General features: G+C 42.2%; 16 protein-coding genes. 8 read left to right on the top strand and 8 right to left on the bottom strand.

Annotated features, from left to right (window positions below; genetic code table 11):
* Positions 1-167: 167 nt before the first annotated feature.
* The gene (locus OCV29_RS08255) at positions 168-2,051 is read right to left on the bottom strand and encodes a methyl-accepting chemotaxis protein (protein ID WP_073605943.1); all 1,884 of its coding nucleotides are present in this window, start codon (positions 2,049-2,051) and stop codon (positions 168-170) included.
* 409 nt (positions 2,052-2,460) lie between these two features.
* Here OCV29_RS08255 and OCV29_RS08250 point away from each other — a divergent pair, with 409 nt between their 5' ends.
* Positions 2,461-2,937, top strand: coding sequence for a MarR family winged helix-turn-helix transcriptional regulator (locus tag OCV29_RS08250; RefSeq protein WP_073605941.1), 477 nt, complete (start codon positions 2,461-2,463; stop codon positions 2,935-2,937).
* 124 nt (positions 2,938-3,061) lie between these two features.
* On the opposite strand, the gene OCV29_RS08245 is transcribed toward OCV29_RS08250, so the two are convergent.
* A complete protein-coding gene (locus tag OCV29_RS08245; RefSeq protein WP_073605940.1) occupies positions 3,062-3,424 on the bottom strand; it encodes a MarR family transcriptional regulator in 363 nt (120 codons plus the stop codon).
* Between the two features lie 215 nt (positions 3,425-3,639).
* Here OCV29_RS08245 and OCV29_RS08240 point away from each other — a divergent pair, with 215 nt between their 5' ends.
* Positions 3,640-4,317 carry a DUF2982 domain-containing protein gene (locus OCV29_RS08240; protein ID WP_073605990.1) on the top strand — a complete coding sequence of 226 codons (678 nt, stop codon included), beginning with the start codon at positions 3,640-3,642 and terminating at the stop codon, positions 4,315-4,317.
* Positions 4,318-4,348: 31 nt separating this feature from the next.
* Here OCV29_RS08240 and OCV29_RS08235 read toward each other — a convergent pair whose 3' ends face one another.
* The 4 genes from OCV29_RS08235 to OCV29_RS08220 form a co-directional block, all read right to left on the bottom strand.
* Positions 4,349-5,005: an MBL fold metallo-hydrolase gene (locus tag OCV29_RS08235; protein ID WP_073605939.1), complete on the bottom strand. Its 657-nt coding sequence runs from the start codon at positions 5,003-5,005 to the stop codon at positions 4,349-4,351.
* 108 nt (positions 5,006-5,113) lie between these two features.
* Positions 5,114-5,710, bottom strand: a complete 597-nt coding sequence (locus OCV29_RS08230) for a GTP cyclohydrolase II (protein ID WP_073605938.1) — start codon at positions 5,708-5,710, stop codon at positions 5,114-5,116.
* Between the two features lie 668 nt (positions 5,711-6,378).
* Positions 6,379-8,988 (bottom strand): DNA topoisomerase (ATP-hydrolyzing) subunit A, encoded by a 2,610-nt coding sequence (gyrA, locus tag OCV29_RS08225; protein ID WP_073605937.1) that lies wholly within the window; start codon positions 8,986-8,988, stop codon positions 6,379-6,381.
* A gap of 7 nt (positions 8,989-8,995) precedes the next feature.
* The gene (locus OCV29_RS08220; protein ID WP_175561608.1) at positions 8,996-9,133 is read right to left on the bottom strand and encodes a hypothetical protein; all 138 of its coding nucleotides are present in this window, start codon (positions 9,131-9,133) and stop codon (positions 8,996-8,998) included.
* Positions 9,134-9,259: 126 nt separating this feature from the next.
* On the opposite strand from OCV29_RS08220, the gene ubiG reads away from it, so the two are divergent.
* From ubiG to yfaE, 4 genes are all read left to right on the top strand, one after another.
* A complete protein-coding gene (ubiG, locus tag OCV29_RS08215) occupies positions 9,260-9,967 on the top strand; it encodes a bifunctional 2-polyprenyl-6-hydroxyphenol methylase/3-demethylubiquinol 3-O-methyltransferase UbiG (RefSeq protein ID WP_073605936.1) in 708 nt (235 codons plus the stop codon).
* A 436-nt stretch (positions 9,968-10,403) separates the two neighbouring features.
* Positions 10,404-12,686, top strand: coding sequence for a class 1a ribonucleoside-diphosphate reductase subunit alpha (nrdA, locus tag OCV29_RS08210; protein WP_073605935.1), 2,283 nt, complete (start codon positions 10,404-10,406; stop codon positions 12,684-12,686).
* Between the two features lie 108 nt (positions 12,687-12,794).
* Positions 12,795-13,928, top strand: coding sequence for a class Ia ribonucleoside-diphosphate reductase subunit beta (gene nrdB / locus OCV29_RS08205; protein WP_073605989.1), 1,134 nt, complete (start codon positions 12,795-12,797; stop codon positions 13,926-13,928).
* Positions 13,928-14,212, top strand: coding sequence for a class I ribonucleotide reductase maintenance protein YfaE (gene yfaE, locus OCV29_RS08200; RefSeq protein ID WP_073605934.1), 285 nt, complete (start codon positions 13,928-13,930; stop codon positions 14,210-14,212). The genes nrdB and yfaE overlap by 1 nt, the downstream gene beginning before the upstream one ends.
* A 67-nt stretch (positions 14,213-14,279) precedes the next feature.
* Here the strand turns inward: yfaE and OCV29_RS08195 are convergent, their stop codons facing one another.
* Positions 14,280-14,534 carry a 30S ribosomal protein S6 modification protein gene (locus OCV29_RS08195; RefSeq protein ID WP_073605933.1) on the bottom strand — a complete coding sequence of 85 codons (255 nt, stop codon included), beginning with the start codon at positions 14,532-14,534 and terminating at the stop codon, positions 14,280-14,282.
* A 245-nt stretch (positions 14,535-14,779) separates the two neighbouring features.
* On the bottom strand, positions 14,780-16,021 hold the full coding sequence (locus tag OCV29_RS08190; protein ID WP_073605932.1) for a CinA family nicotinamide mononucleotide deamidase-related protein: 1,242 nt from the start codon (positions 16,019-16,021) through the stop codon (positions 14,780-14,782).
* 371 nt (positions 16,022-16,392) lie between these two features.
* Between OCV29_RS08190 and OCV29_RS08185 the strand changes: the two genes are divergently transcribed.
* The gene (locus OCV29_RS08185) at positions 16,393-16,905 is read left to right on the top strand and encodes a glycine cleavage system protein R (protein WP_073605931.1); all 513 of its coding nucleotides are present in this window, start codon (positions 16,393-16,395) and stop codon (positions 16,903-16,905) included.
* A 203-nt stretch (positions 16,906-17,108) separates the two neighbouring features.
* Positions 17,109-18,719 (top strand): methyl-accepting chemotaxis protein, encoded by a 1,611-nt coding sequence (locus tag OCV29_RS08180; protein WP_073605930.1) that lies wholly within the window; start codon positions 17,109-17,111, stop codon positions 18,717-18,719.
* Positions 18,720-18,722: the final 3 nt, after the last annotated feature.

The following is an 18,722-nucleotide window of genomic DNA, read 5'->3' as shown; positions in this document are numbered from 1 at the left end:
CAGCACAAAAGATGACTATCTCATCCTCAAATTAAAAGGAAAAGATTGCAAGAATAATATTGAGAAATAAATCAAACATAATATTTGATGTAAAAACGGGCAGCCAATCGCCACCCGTGTCCCATAAAATACGAATTCTTTTACAGGAATTTCAATTCGGCTCAGAACTACAACTTAAACTGACCAATTTCTCTTTCTAATTCACCAGATAAACGAGATAACTCTGCTGATTGTTCAGCTGCATCTTCAGCTTCCAGTGCAAATTTATTTGAAACATCACGAATTCCTTCCGTATTCCTTGTGATTTCAGAAGTGACTGAAGCCTGTTCTTCCGCAGCTGAAGCAATTTGTGCAGCCATATCAGAAATATTTGTCACCGCATCATTAATCTGCACAAGACTGTTTTCGGCAGCACTGGCTTCTTCAACACTCAACGTAGCCAGTGTCCGGCTTTCTGACATAATTTGAACGGCTTTACCTGTCGTAGACTGAAGTGTATGAATCATCTGCTGAATTTCTTCTGTAGAAGCATGTGTTCTCTGACTCAGTAACCTTACTTCATCAGCAACAACCGCGAATCCACGCCCTTGCTCTCCTGCCCTTGCAGCTTCAATCGCTGCATTTAATGCCAGCAAATTGGTTTGTTCAGCAATATCCTGAATTGTTGAAAGAATCAAACTAATTTGATTACCATGTTCGTCCAGTTTCTGAATCACATCGGTCGCCACCTGAACCTCTTCAGCCAGACTATGAATCGATGCCTGTGTTTTCGAAGCTTGATTTACGCCCGCCTGACATACAGAGACCGCATTATTCGAACTTTGTGCTGTATGTTCTGCATTACCGGCAATTTCCTGAGTCGCGGAAGCCATCTCATTAATTGCAGTCGCGACCATATTAATTTCATCCTGTTGAACACCAATTTGCTTGCTGCTTGTATCAGCATGCATAGCCGCATGTTGTGCCTGCGCAGATAAAGAAGATGCAACATGACTTAAACGGGTTATCATTGCATGCATAGTGCCAACAAACTGATTGAAATTGTTAGCCAATTGTCCGACTTCATCATCATTTTTGGGAGAAAGACGCTGAGTTAAATCACCTTCACCAGAAGCAATCTCCCCCAAAGCCCGGGAAACACGCCCTAAGTCTTTAATCAGGAAACTCACCAGCCAGGACATAAACCCAATCACTAAAAGGGTGATAATCACGGCAATAGACAACAAGCCAATAAATGTATTTTTGAACGCCTGCTCTTCAGTAGCTCTGTCCATTTCCACAGCAAATATCCAGCCTGAATGCGGAACATTTGCAAAATAGAACCACTTCTCCTGCCCATTAATATTCAGTGTGACCATTTCTTTATTTCTGGCCGCTTTGTTCAGCATATCCATGGTCAGCTGAGGTGTCAGTGAAGAGACCGGCTTCATTGCAGTATTTTTATCCCGGTGTCCCAGAAAATATCCATCATGACTATCAATCAGCATAGTTGATGCATTTTCTCCGGCATTCAAACTCAGTGTATCTTTCACAATTTCGTCGATGAGTACATCTGCACCATATACTCCGGCTAAAGCTCCGTTTTCCATAACCGGGGCTGCAATTGTTACCAACAATGCCCCCGTTATCGCATCAGAATAGGCTTTTGTAACAATCCTTTCTCCGTGGCTCACAGCATCCTGATACCAGGGACGCTGGCGAGGGTCATAGTCAGCCCGGTTTCTCTCAGGATGAGAACGGAACATCTCTCCTTCAACCGTCCCATAATAAATATCATCAAAACCACCCGCTAAGCGAGCCTGTTGCAAATAAGAAACAATATTGTCTTCATGCACGTAATCATGGATTGAACCTGCAATTTTCTTTTTCATCATCAGCCAGTCCGAAATTCCTTTCGAAGCGGTTTCTGATAATGTTCTGGCCCGCTCATAAACATTACTGCGGGTTTCTTGATAAAGTTGATGGGCAGACAGCCACGTCAGAGCAACAGCCATAAATAGTGCGCCCGACAAACTGGCCACTATGAGTTTATTTTTCAGTGTCAATTTCATTAGACTGATTTTCCTTACATCACAAAGGGAATAAAATTCAGGAAAAATGAGAAGAATCAGGATATTATCACACAATATGTATAGCTTTCATTAAAAAGCACCAATAAAAATAAAAATGAACGACATTAATACAAATAACATTTTTTATTTTTGAATGTACTTCAAATAACCGGAATGCATATTTTGGGGCATCACAATGATCTGATTGATAAACAATCGATCTGGAACCATCTCTCAGCTCTCTTATCATCCCCCGGTAGAAAACCTTCCTGAAATCAAAAAACGCTTTGATGCCGTTCATGGTTCAGAATACAAACCATCGAAAACTATGACATCAGGACTTTTCTTCTGCAGGTAACTCATGTAATGTCCGCGGTATAAGAGCAAAACCATTCCTGGATACTGAATTTTGGAAAAATATGAAGAAGTTCTGGTTTCAATACGCCAGATAATCCGAGCCATTGACCTCCACTCAAAAAAATTAAGCAAAATTGCCGGGCTGACCGGGCCGCAACTGATTTTGATGCGTTCAATAGAACAGTTAGGTGAGGTCACAATTCGGGAACTCTCAAACCATACTAATATGAGTCAGGCGACAGCAACAACGATTCTGGATCGCTTAGAGCGTAATGGTTATGTGCGTCGTGTAAGAAGTGTGTCTGATAAAAGAAAGGTACACGCCTACCTGACTGATTCAGGACAAGACCTGCTCAATAAAGCACCGCAACCTTTGCAAGATAATTTTGTCTCTCAGTTCCAGCAGTTGGAAGAATGGGAACAAAGTCTCCTGTTATCATCAATTCAGAGACTTTCAAACATGATGCAAGCAGATAATATCGACGTTGCACCAATGCTTGAGATCGGAAGTATAACTAAAAGCGAGTAACAACGTTTCTGTAGTGCACAATAACCCCTGACAAAGACTTATCAATGAAATATCTGCTTCAGCAAACGTGACAATCAGAATTAACGTCCCGGGAAGCAGATACTTCGGTCACTAGCAGGAAATGTTATTGTGCTTTGTAAATCACCTTATTTCCTGAAAGTTGTACTTTTTCAACCAACCCTTCTTCAAGAAGCTTTTTCAGCGCACCTGTTGCCCACGATGCAGCTTTTGTATCTTCCTGTCCGGCTTCCAGGCCAATTGATTTAGGATTAATGCCATCTGAGTGCTGACTGACGATATCCAAAACCTGCTGTTGCTTGGGAGTCAGATTTACTGTCACTTCCCGCTTTACCTGAACGGGTTTAGCTGGCACAACAGGGGTTACCTCAGATTGACGGGATTGTTCATACTGAACAATATTTGAAGCGAATGCTAAGACACGTTTTTGCAATTTTTTTTGCACATTACGCTTATGAGAAAGTCTCATAGAGTATTCTCCATTTCACTGCCTGAAGCAGAACTAACAACAAAGCGCATCTTATATCAAAATTTCACTCCCTTTTGTAGGGTCACCTCAGAAAATGTAGAGGAACCGACTAAACCTGAGTGCGTATGACTATTTTTTGGACAAATTTAACTCAGGCGAATTTTGATTGTTGCATGCTAAAATGAGGATAAGTCATCATGAGTCTGGCAATAAATATGCAAACGGTCTATTTTGAAAACTTTAAGTTTAACAAACAAAGTTCGGTAGTTCGGGCATCGGGTATTGTCTATTTTACTATTAGCATGGCGATTATCTTCACTGCACCCTCTCTTACTCACGCATTCATATATACAACATTGCTGGTCGCTTTTATCCTTCTGATCTATTGGCTGATTATCAAGAGTCAGGTTGCTTTCTCACTGACCCCGACACATTTTCAACAACATCTATTCCGGGGTGGCTGGATTATTAAATGGCGTAACATCAGACAAATTGAGCAATGTACTTTAAGCCACAATGGCTGGCATCAACCCATACCATGGATAGGTATACGATTAAAATCATACACGCCTTACCTTGAAAGTATTTGTCCACGAATTATCAGTGAGATACTTCTGAATCAAAGAGGATTATTATTTCTTGGAATAAAACAGCATCCGGAATATATGCTGAATTTTGAAGATATTGTTCTGGACTCCAGGGAGTTCATTGCTGATAACGGTAAACGCTATACCGGACTTCAGGCCATGTTAGCCAACAGAATGCAATATCAAAGACAGCTGCACGGTTACGATATATTTATTTCCGTGGGTGATTTAGGGATGAACAGAACAGGAGAAGAATTTATCGGTCTGGCCCGACGCTATATTGCAGCAGCCGACCCAGACACTTAAATTTCTACGGAATATGACCTGATTGACTGACCTAATATAGCGGAGACTCATCCGCAACAAAGGGATTAGATACACGCTCCTGTCCAAAGGTTGACTTAGGGCCATGTCCCGGGACGAAAGTCATATCATTTCCAAGCGGCCATAACTTGTTTTTAATTGACTCAATCAGAGTATTAAAATCACCCTGAGGGAAATCTGTTCGTCCGATGCCACCATTAAATAAGACATCACCAACAAAAGCAATTCTGCCGGCTTCATTAAACAGTGTTATATGCCCCGGTGTATGCCCCGGTGTATGAATCACATTTAACTGTTGCCGGCCAAATGAAACGACATCATTTTCATTCAGCCACTGATCTGGCTCAAACGCTGGCGTTAAAGGGAAACCAAACATCTGACTCTGTTGCTCAAGCCCTTGTAACCAAAACAAATCAGCCTGATGAGGCCCGATGATTTTAACCCCGCTTAACTCTTCAACAAGCTTCTGAGTTCCACCAACATGATCCAAATGCCCGTGAGTCAAAACAACACTCACAACTTTTACACCCAACTCTCCAATTATCTGACACAAACGCTTTGCTTCACCACCCGGATCAATAACAATCCCCTCCATTGTCTCATCACACCAGACAATGGAGCAATTTTGAGAAAAAGAAGTCACCGGAACAATTTGATACTGAAGTGCCATAATTTGCCTTGAAAAGAATCTATTCGTTGCAGGAACTATGACATTACCTTAATAGTTTGACAAGTGCAGAAGTGAGGCCCCACAGAATGGAGCCTGCAGAAATTACTATTATAAATTCAATTTATGCTTACCATGAGATACTTTGGCTTTGAGGTAATTGACATTTCCTTCTTTCACATGTGCAGATGTATGGATCACTTCAGCAATCTCTATCCCGTAATTTTTCAACTCTTTCACTTTCTTGGGATTATTGGTGATGAGTCGTATTTTTTTAATAGAAAGCGCCTGTAACATCTGTGCAGCCTCCTGAAAGTCACGCAGATCATCGCCAAAGCCAAGTTGGTGGTTCGCTTCATATGTATCATAACCTTCATTCTGCAGGAGGTAAGCATCTATTTTATTATATAGACCTATCCCACGTCCTTCCTGACGTAAATAAAGCAATACACCGCCAGACTCACCCATCAGTGACACAGTTTCTTCCAGCTGTTCGCCACAGTCGCATCTTGATGAATGGAACACATCACCAGTCAGACACTCAGAATGCATTCTGACCAGAGGTATCTCCTGATTTTTATCCGCAGCTTTAAAAACCAGTGCCACATGCTCTTTATCAGTTTTCAATCCTTCAAAAGAAAGAATTTCCGCATCAATACTACTGTTTACTCCGACCTTTAATCCAACTCTGGCCCTTACTTCTGCCATATCAGCTCTCACTTGATTTTATTAATTAATAATAATTTTTATCACATACCAACAAGTCTCAGACCTCGTGAACCGGTTGTTGTCCTGAATAGGGTATGCATTACTATAAGATGGGGGCAAAAAGGTGTGATTTCAAATAAAACAATAATGATTTTTGGACAGAAGAAGAAAATAAAGCCCCCAATAACAAAATTTGGACGCTTTATTTGAACAACTTATACTTAATGGCTTTGTGATTTTTTCCAGATGGCCAATTCAACCCAAGCCTGCTCAATCTGTTTTAGTTCTTCATCAGTTAAAAGAGACAACGTGGAACAAACTTCTGGAATGATATATTTCTTATCGGCCCGAACCTGCTGGTAAAAATTTTTTCTCAACTGAGTCACTTGCGAATCCACTGCAGATATCCACTTAACTTATTAAAAAAACGAATAAAAAAATTTTACCACTTTCCTTATACTTGTCTGCATTAGATTTCGTTTTTGGAAGCAATATCAATTTTTTTCCTTCATTTTACTGCTAAGCACCTTGCTACGTGTGATTTTTCAGTGATCGAAAACTATACCTCTTAAAAATAAACATCAGGTCAGAACTATGTAAAAAAACCGGAACATCGAATGATATCCCGGTTAAAACAATCAGAAAATTCAAGTTAACCAACAGGAGACTTAATCACCCGTTGGCTTATCATCAGATGCTTGAGGAGACTCAACCAGTGCCTCTGCATCATCAATATTCTGAATGTCGGCTTCATCAACTTCATCGATCCGCTGCAAACCAACAACCTGCTCGTCATCTGCTGTACGTATCAGCGTAACGCCCTGAGTATTCCGTCCAACCTGACTCACCTCAGACACGCGGGTCCGTACAAGTGTTCCTGCATTGGTGATCATCATAAACTCATCACCCAAATCCACCTGAACAGCGCCAACGACACAACCATTTCTCTCAGAAACTTTGATCGAAACAACACCCTGAGTTGCACGGCTCTTGGCAGGATATTCATCCAGTACTGTCCGCTTACCATAACCATTCTCTGTCACCGTCAGAATATCACCATCTGAAGCAGGAACAATCAAAGAGACGACCTGATCACCTTCTGCAAGTTTAATTCCGCGGACACCGGCGGCCGTTCGTCCCATAGATCTGACTTGCTGTTCATTAAAGCGGACAACCTTACCCAGCTTAGAAAACAGCATGATATCACTTTCACCATTGGTGATATCAACACCAATCAGTGAGTCATCATCTCTTAGGTTGACAGCAATAAGGCCGTTTGCCCTGACATTGGAGAATTGATCCAGCGATGTTTTCTTCACAGTGCCATCACCAGTCGCCATGAAGATATATTTATCTGCTGAATATTCCGCAACAGGTAAAATAGCAGTAATACGTTCATTTTCTTCAAGCGGAAGAATATTAACGATTGGTTTTCCCCGGGCTGTCCGGGTCGCATGAGGTAACTGATAGACTTTCAGGCGATATGCTTTACCACGGGTTGAGAAACACAGAATATTATCATGTGTATTCGCAACTAAAAGACGTTCAATATAATCTTCGTCTTTCATTTTCGTGGCACTCTTACCTTTTCCACCCCGGCGCTGTGCCTCGTAGTCACTTAAAGACTGGTATTTTACATAGCCTTCATGTGACAACGTCACAACAACATCCTCACGTGCAATCAACTCTTCCAGATCGATATCGTGAGAAGCAGCTGTAATCTCTGTCTTACGGGCATCACCAAATGCGTCCCGGACAATTTCCAGTTCTTCACGAATGACTTCCATAAGACGTTCGGTGCTCGATAAGATGTACATCAGCTCTGCAATTTCTTCTAACAGTGCTTTATATTCATCCAGAATTTTTTCGTGCTCAAGACCTGTCAGTCTGTGCAGACGGAGATCAAGTATCGCCTGAGCCTGTTGCTCAGTCAGATAATAAAGTCCTTCACGAATACCAAACTCAGGCTCAAGCCAGTCAGGGCGGGCAGCATCAACACCCGCTCTTTCAAGCATGGCTGACACATTCCCTAATTCCCATCCCCGGGCAATCAATCCGGCTTTAGCTTCAGCAGGAGTCGGAGCCTGACGGATTAAATCGATAATCTCATCGATATTGGCCAGCGCCAATGCCAGACCTTCAAGAATATGCGCCCGGTCTCTTGCTTTGCGAAGTTCAAAAATAGTCCTGCGGGTCACAACTTCCCGGCGGTGGTCGACAAAACATTTCAACATGTCTTTCAGGTTGAATAATTTTGGCTGACCATTATCCAACGCGACCATGTTAATCCCAAAGGTCGTTTGCAACTGAGTTTGCGAATACAGGTTGTTCAGTACGACTTCGCCAACAGCATCACGCTTACATTCAATGACAATGCGCATACCGTCTTTATCAGATTCATCACGTAATGCACTGATCCCTTCGACTTTTTTGTCTTTGACCAGTTCAGCAATTTTTTCTATCAAACGGGCTTTGTTCACCTGATAAGGAATTTCAGTGACAATGATGGTTTCTCTGCCATTTTTTTCGACTTCAATATCGGCTTTAGAACGAAGGTAGATTTTACCCCGGCCTGTTTTATAGGCGTCAATAATCCCTTTACGGCCGTTAATGAGCGCTGCAGTCGGAAAATCAGGGCCCGGAATGTATTCAATGAGCTCATCGATGCTCATCTCTTCATTATTGATGTAGGCCAGACAGCCATCAATCACTTCCGTCAGGTTATGTGGCGGAATGTTGGTTGCCATACCAACCGCAATTCCGGATGCGCCATTGACCAGCAGGTTTGGAATTTTGGTTGGCAAAACAGCAGGAATCTGCTCTGTTCCGTCATAGTTTGGTACATAATCGACAGTTTCTTTATCGAGATCCGCGAGTAACTCATGGGCAATTTTAGCCATGCGGACCTCGGTATAACGCATTGCTGCTGCCGAGTCACCATCAATCGAGCCAAAGTTACCCTGGCCGTCGACCAGCATATAGCGCAAAGAAAAAGGCTGCGCCATACGAACAATAGTATCATAGACTGCACTGTCACCATGCGGGTGATATTTACCAATCACATCGCCCACAACACGAGCAGATTTTTTATAGGGTTTATTCCAATCATTTCCCAGTACACTCATTGCATAAAGCACCCTGCGGTGCACTGGTTTTAGGCCATCACGAGCATCAGGAAGAGCCCGACCAACAATGACAGACATTGCATAATCGAGATATGAGCCTCGTAGCTCATCTTCTATACTGACAGGCGTGATCTCTTTAGCTAGATCGCTCATAGAGCCATTATCCCTCTATATTTTGATCATGAATCTGATACGTATAAGGTTCGAAAATATAACACAGATTCCGGATTTTCGGCATCACTTTCCCGACCTTTTTCTTTGCGCCGGTCGCATTAATGAACAACTGATTATAATTCAAACATGCCTCCTCATTGGTTTGTTCATAAAACACTCAATGCGGACAAGCCATTCTCGTTGCCTGTTAATTTATGTTACTCTCCTGCATCAGAGATAATCATACCCTCAGCAAAAAAGCGTATTCAAAATGAGTTCAAATCAAAACGTTGATTTTAAAGAAATTCAGAAATTTGAAGAAATGGCATCACGATGGTGGGATCCGGACGGTGAATTCAGGCCATTACATCAAATCAACCCACTCCGGCTCAATTATGTATTAGAAAAAGCTGATGGCCTGTTTGGAAAAAAGGTACTCGACGTAGGCTGCGGTGGCGGTATTCTTTCTGAAAGTATGGCGAGAGAAGGTGCCGATGTCACCGGGTTGGATATGGGGAAAGAGCCACTTGAAATTGCACGTCTGCATGCCCGTTCAGAACAACTCCGAATCTCATATGTTGAAGAAACGGTTGAAGCACATGCTCAGGAAAACACGGGCCGTTATGATGTGATTACCTGCATGGAAATGCTTGAACATGTACCGGACCCTTTTTCCGTCATTCAGGCTTGTGCACAATTAGTCAAACCGGGTGGACATGTTTTCTTCTCAACACTGAACAGAAATATCAAATCATATCTGTTTGCAATTGTCGGAGCTGAGAAATTACTGAAAATAGTCCCGGAAGGCACTCATGAGCACGACAAATTCATCCGGCCTTCAGAACTTTTAAAGATGATAGACAAAACACCACTGCAGGAAACAGGAATGACCGGTCTGCATTATAACCCTCTGACAGACACCTACCGGCTGGGACACAATGTTGATATCAACTATATTGTCCATACAAAAAGCAGCTGATATTCGTCCCTGACTCTGTTGAAGTCAGGGACAAATGCACAAAAATCTCCCATATTGACCAAGATAACAACAAAGACAGAAAATGATCATTTCATTCCATAAATCAAGATAATTTTTTTACATTTTTATAAAAAAAGACTGAATCAAATCGATGCTGTTTTCAATATGCTTTAGCTGGCTTTCCTCATCGGTAAGTAGACACTATCATAAAATTTCTCATGCGCTTGTTATCCACAACCTGTTCAGGATCTTCACCTTGAAATGAATTCTTAATAGCACTATCTTGTAAAAAAAATATGGCTCAACCCTATATATTGTGTTTTTTGTGTTAGTAACATTATTCACATTAAGTAAAGTAAGGCACGCATGGTCATCGTGAAGATGAGAGCAATAAACCCGGCCTGGCCTTTTCAGTTTTGTTAGGAAATAAATCAGAATGAATCAACAACTCACAGTCACCAAACGTGACGGACGCAAAGAAAAGATTGATCTGGATAAAATTCATCGTGTGATTACCTGGGCTGCAGAGGATCTGAATAACGTCTCTGTATCACAGGTTGAATTACGGGCTCACATTCAGTTTTATGAAGGAATCACGACATCTGATATCCATGAAACCCTGATAAAATCCGCTGCAGATCTCATTTCTGAAGAATCTCCTGACTACCAGTATCTGGCTGCTAGACTCGCCGTTTTTCATCTGCGAAAAAAAGCATTTGGCCAATATGAGCCCCCTGCTTTATACAATCATGTCGTTAAACTGGTTGAAATGGGCAAATATGATCAGCATTTACTGGCTGATTATACTCAGGAAGAGTGGAATGAGATTGGTGGATACATCGACCATAAACGAGACCTTAACTTTTCATACGCAGCTGTAAAGCAACTGGAAGGAAAATATTTTGTCCAGAACCGCGTCTCCGGTGAAATATACGAAAGTGCACAATTTCTTTATATTCTTGTCGCCGCCTGCCTGTTTGCAAAATATCCGCAATCGACACGACTTAGCTATGTAAAACGCTTTTATGACGCGACTTCAACTTTCAAAATTTCACTGCCAACACCAATTATGTCAGGTGTCCGCACACCAACCCGGCAATTCAGTTCATGTGTATTGATCGAATGTGGCGACAGTCTTGATTCAATCAATGCAACTGCAAGCGCAATTGTCCGCTATGTTTCTCAAAGAGCAGGTATCGGAATCAACGCCGGGCGTATCCGGGCTCTGGGATCAGAAATCCGCAATGGCGAAGCTTTCCATACCGGATGTATTCCTTTCTATAAATATTTCCAGACTGCAGTCAAATGCTGCTCTCAGGGCGGTGTCCGTGGTGGTGCGGCAACCGTCTTTTACCCTATGTGGCACAGAGAAGTTCAGTCGTTACTTGTTCTGAAAAACAACCGGGGTGTTGAAGAAAACCGTGTCCGTCATATGGACTATGGTGTTCAGCTGAATAAGCTGATGTACTCACGACTTGTAGAAGGCGGAATAATTTCTCTGTTCTCTCCATCTGATGTTCCCGGACTTTATGATGCATTCTTCCAGGATCAGAATGAATTTGAACGTCTTTATCTGCAATATGAAAATGACCCTTCAATTAAAAAAGAAATAGTGAAGGCTGTTGATCTGTTTACGCTGCTTATGCAGGAAAGAGCATCCACCGGCCGGATTTACATCCAAAACGTTGATCACTGTAATACACATAGTCCGTTTGATGCTTCGGTTGCTCCGGTCAGACAATCGAACCTGTGTCTGGAAATTGCACTCCCTACCAAGCCGCTGGCCAATGTCGAAGATGAAAATGGGGAGATTGCGCTGTGCACTCTTTCAGCCTTTAACCTGGGGTCAATCGAATCTCTGGATGACTTTGAGGAGTTATCTGATTTGGTCGTTCGTGCACTGGATGCATTACTGGATTACCAGAATTATCCACTACCAGCGGCTCACCGGGCAACAATGAACCGTCGAACTCTGGGCGTAGGAGTCATTAACTATGCTTACTATCTGGCCAAAAATGGTGTGAAATATTCAGATGGCAGTGCCAATGCGCTCACGCACAAAACCTTTGAAGCAATGCAGTATTATCTGCTCAAGGCGTCCATGGAGCTGGCCAAAGAACAAGGTAAGTGTCCTTCATTTGATGAAACAAATTATGCAAAAGGTCTGCTTCCAATCGATACATATAAGAAAGATGTAGACTTAATTTGCAACGAGCCTCTCCATTATGACTGGAACGAACTCCGCCAAGACATCATGAAACACGGACTGAGAAATTCGACGTTAACCGCTTTAATGCCTTCTGAGACATCTTCACAAATCTCAAATGCAACCAATGGGATCGAACCACCGCGCGGCTATATATCAGTCAAAGCATCCAAAGACGGTATTTTGAAACAGGTTGTTCCTGAGTACGCCCGATTGAAAGACAACTATGAACTGTTGTGGGATATCGGCTCGAATAATGGTTATCTGCATCTGGTCGGAATTATGCAAAAGTTCCTCGATCAGGCTATTTCCGCCAATACGAATTATGATCCGGGACAATACCAAACCGGTAAAGTACCGATGAAGCAGTTGCTGCAGGACTTACTTACTGCTTATAAATTCGGTGTAAAAACGCTCTACTACCACAATACCAGAGATGGTGCCAAAGATGATCAAAAGGATGCTGTAGAAACAGCAGATGATGATTGTGCCGGTGGTGCGTGTAAAATCTGATTCACTGTTTCGTGCAATCAAAACGATTTGTTGAGTGAACCAGCAAGCAGAAAGAACCAGCTTCAGACCACAGATGTGCTGAACGGAACAGTAAATATTGAGGAAATTATGGCTTATAGTACTTTTACTCAAAAAAAGAATGATCAATTAAAAGAACCCATGTTCTTAGGGCAGCCGGTGAATGTTGCCCGTTATGACCAGCAAAAGTATGAAATATTTGAAAAACTGATCGAAAAACAACTCTCATTTTTCTGGCGCCCGGAGGAAGTTGATATTTCCTCTGATCGGATTGATTACAATAATTTACCGGAACATGAGAAACATATTTTTATCTCGAACTTAAAATATCAAACTTTACTGGATTCAATTCAGGGACGCAGCCCGAATGTTGCATTGCTTCCTCTGGTCTCTTTACCGGAATTAGAAACCTGGATTGAAACCTGGTCATTTTCTGAGACAATTCACTCACGCTCATATACACATATTATTCGTAATATCGTGAATGACCCCTCTGTTGTTTTTGATGATATCGTTGAAAATGAACATATTCTGAAACGGGCAAAAGATATTGCTCATTATTATGATGACCTTATCCAGCTAACCAATGACTATCACCGTTTCGGAGAAGGAAAGCATGAACTGAATGGTCAGACAGTGGCTATCAGTCTCAATGAACTCAAGCGTAAACTTTATCTGTGTCTGATGTCGGTCAATGCGCTTGAAGCGATTCGTTTCTATGTCAGTTTTGCCTGCTCTTTCGCTTTTGCCGAAAGAGAACTAATGGAAGGTAATGCGAAGATCATTAAGCTGATTGCCCGGGATGAAGCCCTGCATTTGACCGGTACCCAACACATGATAAATCTGCTGCGTAACGGTCAGGATGATTTCACATTTATTCAGATTGCTGAAGAATGTAAACAAGAATGTTTTGACCTGTTCAAAGAAGCTGCGGAACAGGAAAAAGAGTGGGCAGAATATCTGTTTAAAGACGGTTCAATGATTGGTCTGAATAAAGATATTCTTTGCCAGTATGTGGAATACATTACCAATATCCGGATGCAGGCCGTTGGTTTACCTGTTGCCTATCCAGAAGCAACAACCAACCCAATCCCATGGATTAATGCATGGCTGTCTTCGGATAATGTTCAGGTTGCCCCTCAGGAAGCAGAAATCAGTTCCTATCTGGTCGGTCAGATTGACAATGAAGTCAGTCAGGATGACTTTAAGGATTTTGAATTGTAATGACAAAAATTACAATTAATCAGTCCATTACCATTGAAACTACATCTTCAGAGACACTGCTTGAAAGTATGGAAAAAGCAGGATTAGATGTAGAGTATCAATGCAGAGACGGGCACTGCGGTGCCTGTCGTTGCCAGCTTGCTTCTGGCAATGTGGAATACACAGGATTTGCTATGGCTTGTACGCAGGGTAATGAAATTTTGCCTTGTATCTGCCGATCAGTACAGGAAGATATAGCGCTTAATCAGGTCAAATATCAGCACAAAAAAGTAAAGCGGGCGTGATAGCATCTTACTTACCACCCTGCCCGCTTTTGCAGCTTCATCTCGTGTATTAAAAGAAAAACATTGATCAGACACGGGCACCAAGATTGTCTTTTGCTCCCAGTAACTGATCCGCTGTTAACATTGAAATTGGTTTATCCGCAATTTTTCTTCCGTCATCACCAAAGAGCGACATATGATAGCCCAAATCATCTGCGACCTCTGTTGGTGTATCAACCCAAAGAGAAACAAGATTATCACACACATCCTGACAAGCTTCTCCAAGAACAACCTGTTGACTTGCAACCTTATACCATACAAGAATTTTTGAATGACTCTGCATATCAGCCTCCTGCCGAAGTGACCCCATGAACCTTGATTCTAGCGTGTATTTGATAGTTTGGGAGCCCCAAAAAACAGGCGAAATTGAGAACTACTGCGAAATCAGCAGATTAAAGATTAGATAATTTACGCATAAGAAGTAAGCAGATTTCATCGTCTGTAATAAGATTATAATTCATAGCATTAAACAGACTTTCCAGAGAAACAATTCTCATTTGTTTCTCTGGAATGCATGCCAATATCGATCTAAACCGAAAGCGATTGAGCCGGGATATACAACTGCTTTTCCAGTGTCACAGAGCTGTACTGTCTGAACACAGGTTTCGAGGATAAGTAACGCAATAACATATCTGCAGCAATCGTACCAATAATCATACGCTGTTCTTCGGGTGTGTACTGCCGGCGAAATTTTAGTTTCTGCGACCACTCACCTTCAGGAGAGGATAAGCCGACAGAAAATTCATTCCCGTGACAGCTTCCTGTTGCCAACGCCAAATCGGTTGCACTTTTTTCCTTGGTTGCTGCTGCCAGTGCTAATACTGCAGCCATTGGATCCTGAGAGGACATTTTTCCGGAAACCTTCGGGCTCAGAACCCAGGAACTCCCACTCAACCCATAAATCTCGCTATCATCGAATAACCAGTTAGCCAGCCATCCCCGTGTTGACTGCTCAGCAAGCGACAGAGACTTCTGCTGTTCCTGCATTTTATCTGACAACTGAGCCAGCATTGGCTGGTCAATACTGACCGTATAGTCCGAGACTTTCATATATAACTGCTCAACCAGCTGATACATTTCATTTTCGTTTTCACGCGGACCAAACAGCTTCACTTCAATAAAAGGTAAATAAGAACGGAAACCAAGAGAATATCCCTGAGGCAGAGTGACCTGATTCAGCTTTTCTTCCAGTGCGGACTCACTACACCCTAATGTGTATAATCGGTGACATGCCAGACTGTTCACATCTGTAAAATGCTTTTCAATATCCGGAAGTATTTCCTTTTCAATCATCCGCTTAAACTCACGCGGCACCCCTGGCGTAAAATAGCACTGACATCCATGAATCTCGACTTTAAAACCACAAGCGGTGCCAATTGGATTGTCCACTATCTCAGCACGCTCAGGCAGCATAGCCTGCTTCACATTATTTTGCGGCATCGTCAGATTTCTTTCTTCGAAATAAGACTTCATATGATCCAGCCACTCAGGAAATAAGACCAGTGACTGCTCTGACACCTCTGCCGCTATTTCTGCAGAAAGATCATCACCAGTCGGGCCCAAACCGCCGTTAACAATTAATATATCTGAATTCAATGAAAGCATGAGCAGTTCTTCACGCAGAACCCGACGATTATCACCTGCAGTAGAGCGCTTCGTCAGCGCATAACCACGTTCAAAAAATAAACGCGACAACCACGTTGAGTTTGTGTCCTGAATATCCCCGTGAAGCACTTCTTCACCCGTACTCAACATTGTTACTTTAATCATTATTTAAACCTATATTACCCGGAATACCGATAAAACAATTACAGTGGTCTGATTACCATTAGAGACACTTAAAATAAGCTTTTTCTCCATGAAAGTCAGTTAATCTTTGATAACTCTTTACTACTGATGACAAACCGATCAATATCAAACATTCAACCAGAATAATCTGCTCAAACACCGTCATATTTTCTTTATGGCGCCACCGTTTTACAAAGTGGCTTCCTCATTGAATTCCTCATCAGAACCATTTAACAATTGTACATAAACAACTATTTGATCCAACTAACAAAATCATAATTTTGCGGCATAGACATATCACAAGCATCTAAAATGATAATATCAGGTGACTTAACAGATGAGGTGATAATCAAATGACCCAAACATTCATCGTCAGCTTCATCGGAAATGCAACCCCGGCAGACATCCACAGACTCACCACAATTACTCACGAAAATGGTGGCCGGTGGCTGACCAGTAAAATTAACTACCTGGAAGACAGAGTAGCAGCACTGATAAAAGTTGAAGCGCCGGAAGAAACAACACAATACATTAAAGAAGCTTTTCTGGCTCAGCCAAACCTGCTCACACATCTGACAGATTGTGAAAATCAGACTGAGATAAGAAACACAGAATACAGTATCAGGATCGATGCCAATGATCGTGCCGGAATTGTAAATGATATCACTCATTTACTCGATAGTCAGCGGATCCGGGTGATCGATATGAATTGTCAGAGAATATTTGTGTCAGATGTGAATGGTGTGAACTCAAATCTTTTTATTGCACATATCTCCATCCGGCTGCCGCAGAATCTGTATATTCATGACATTGTTAATGAGCTGAAATCATTAAGCGAAGATACAAAAGTGATGCTTGATAAATAACAGACTATCAAATGCATTTTTCTGAGTATTCGGCTTTTCAGTGAAAAAATCAATCCTGTCAGTTACATATAAAAATGATAACAATCGCAAATTCATTGATATATCTCACCAAAGTAAATTTTATGAACCATTATGAATGTTAAATCAGATTAAAGAATGAGCTCTCCCCGATAATCGCTCTTTGAGCCATGGAGGAATATGTCATGCTGATACTCAGAGATATCAAGGTTAGTCTGAAACTCGCATCAATGATTTTTGTCGCAATTGCCGGTTTTCTGGTTCTGTTATTCACTGCAAGTCACACGCTGGAATCTAACCTGCTTCATGAGAAAGAGCAGCGTTTATCTGCCGTTGTTCATGCCATCATGACCCAGTTATCCTATCTGGACCAGACCTTACCGGAAGAAGAAGCAGAGAAGCAGGCAAAAGCTCTGATCAGATCGATGAGATTCGATGATAACAACTATGTTTTTGTCCTGGATACTTCAAGGAAAATTCTTCTGAATCCGGGGGTTCCCGGTTCAGAAGGACAACAAATGGGACACTCGCGGAATAACCCCAATGATGAGCATTGGTTTAAAATGATGGATATCAGCAAAGAAGCTGATGGCGGCGTGGTCCAGTATCCTTTTAAAGATGCTGCCGGAAATATCAACGAGAAGCTCTCCTATGTCAAACTCTATTCCCCATGGGGTTGGGTTCTTGGTTCTGGAATGTTAGTGGAAAATATTGATGAACAGGTTAACTCCCAGTTGCTCAGTATGGGGGGATATACGCTGCTGATTATTATTGTCATGACAGCACTAAGCTCGATTATTTCACGCTCAATGCTGATTCCTTTAGAAAATATCCGGGAATCCATGCTGAAAATGGTGAAAGGTGATCTGACGGTGAAAGTTCCTATCATGGGAAAAGATGAGATTGGCATTGTGGCCCGGTGTATCAATGATAGTATTCATGCCGTCCATACAGCACTGAATGAATCAGTCACTTCAGCGAAACATCTGGCTGAAGCCGCCAAGCGTATTGCGACATCAGCTGATGCCAACAATCAGGCAGTGTCAATGCAAAGGGATCGGCTGACACAAATAGCAACGGCAATGAATGAAATGAGTACAACGGTAGCTGAAGTGGCAAACCATGCTGAATCGATGGCGAAAGACACATTAGAAGCCACGAACGAAGCCGAACTGGGCGACAAAGACGTTTCATCCAGTATTGACAGTATCAGTGTTTTATCGGATGAGCTTGAAGTCGCAACGAATCAGGTCAATAAACTGAAAGAAGGTGTGATGGAGATTGGCGACGTCACAACGGTGATTAGCAGTATTTCTGAGCAAACCAATTTGCTTGCTTTAAATGCAGCAATTGAGGCAGCCAGAGCGGGTGAACAAGGCCGTGGTTTCGCGGTGGTTGCCGATGAAGTCCGTAATCTGGCCAGCAGGACAAATGAATCAACGGAAGAAATTCAGAATACGATTAACCGGCTTCAGCAGCTCGCAATTCATACCTTTGAAACCATGCAGAAAAGTCAGACACTTGCCAGTGAAAGCGTCCAGCGCGCAGAAGGGAGCGGTAATGATTTAAAGCAGATTGTTGAGCATATCCAGCATATCAACGACAAGTCTGCGCAGGTAGCAACTGCAGCAGAAGAACAAAGTGCTGTTGCAGAAGACATCAACCAAAATATTTCCGGTATCAACGATGCTGCCATGGAAATGTCTGATTCAACAAAAGATTTAGCTACAGAGAGTGAAAATCTGGCAAGTATGTCTCAGCAACTCGATACGCAACTGACACAATTTAAATTGTAGATA

The sequence above is a fragment of the Vibrio aerogenes genome (assembly GCF_024346755.1).
GTDB classification, from domain to species: Bacteria; Pseudomonadota; Gammaproteobacteria; order Enterobacterales; family Vibrionaceae; genus Vibrio; species Vibrio aerogenes.
The sequence above is the reverse complement of the archived record's forward strand: the minus strand, read 5'-3'. Positions and strand labels throughout refer to the sequence as shown.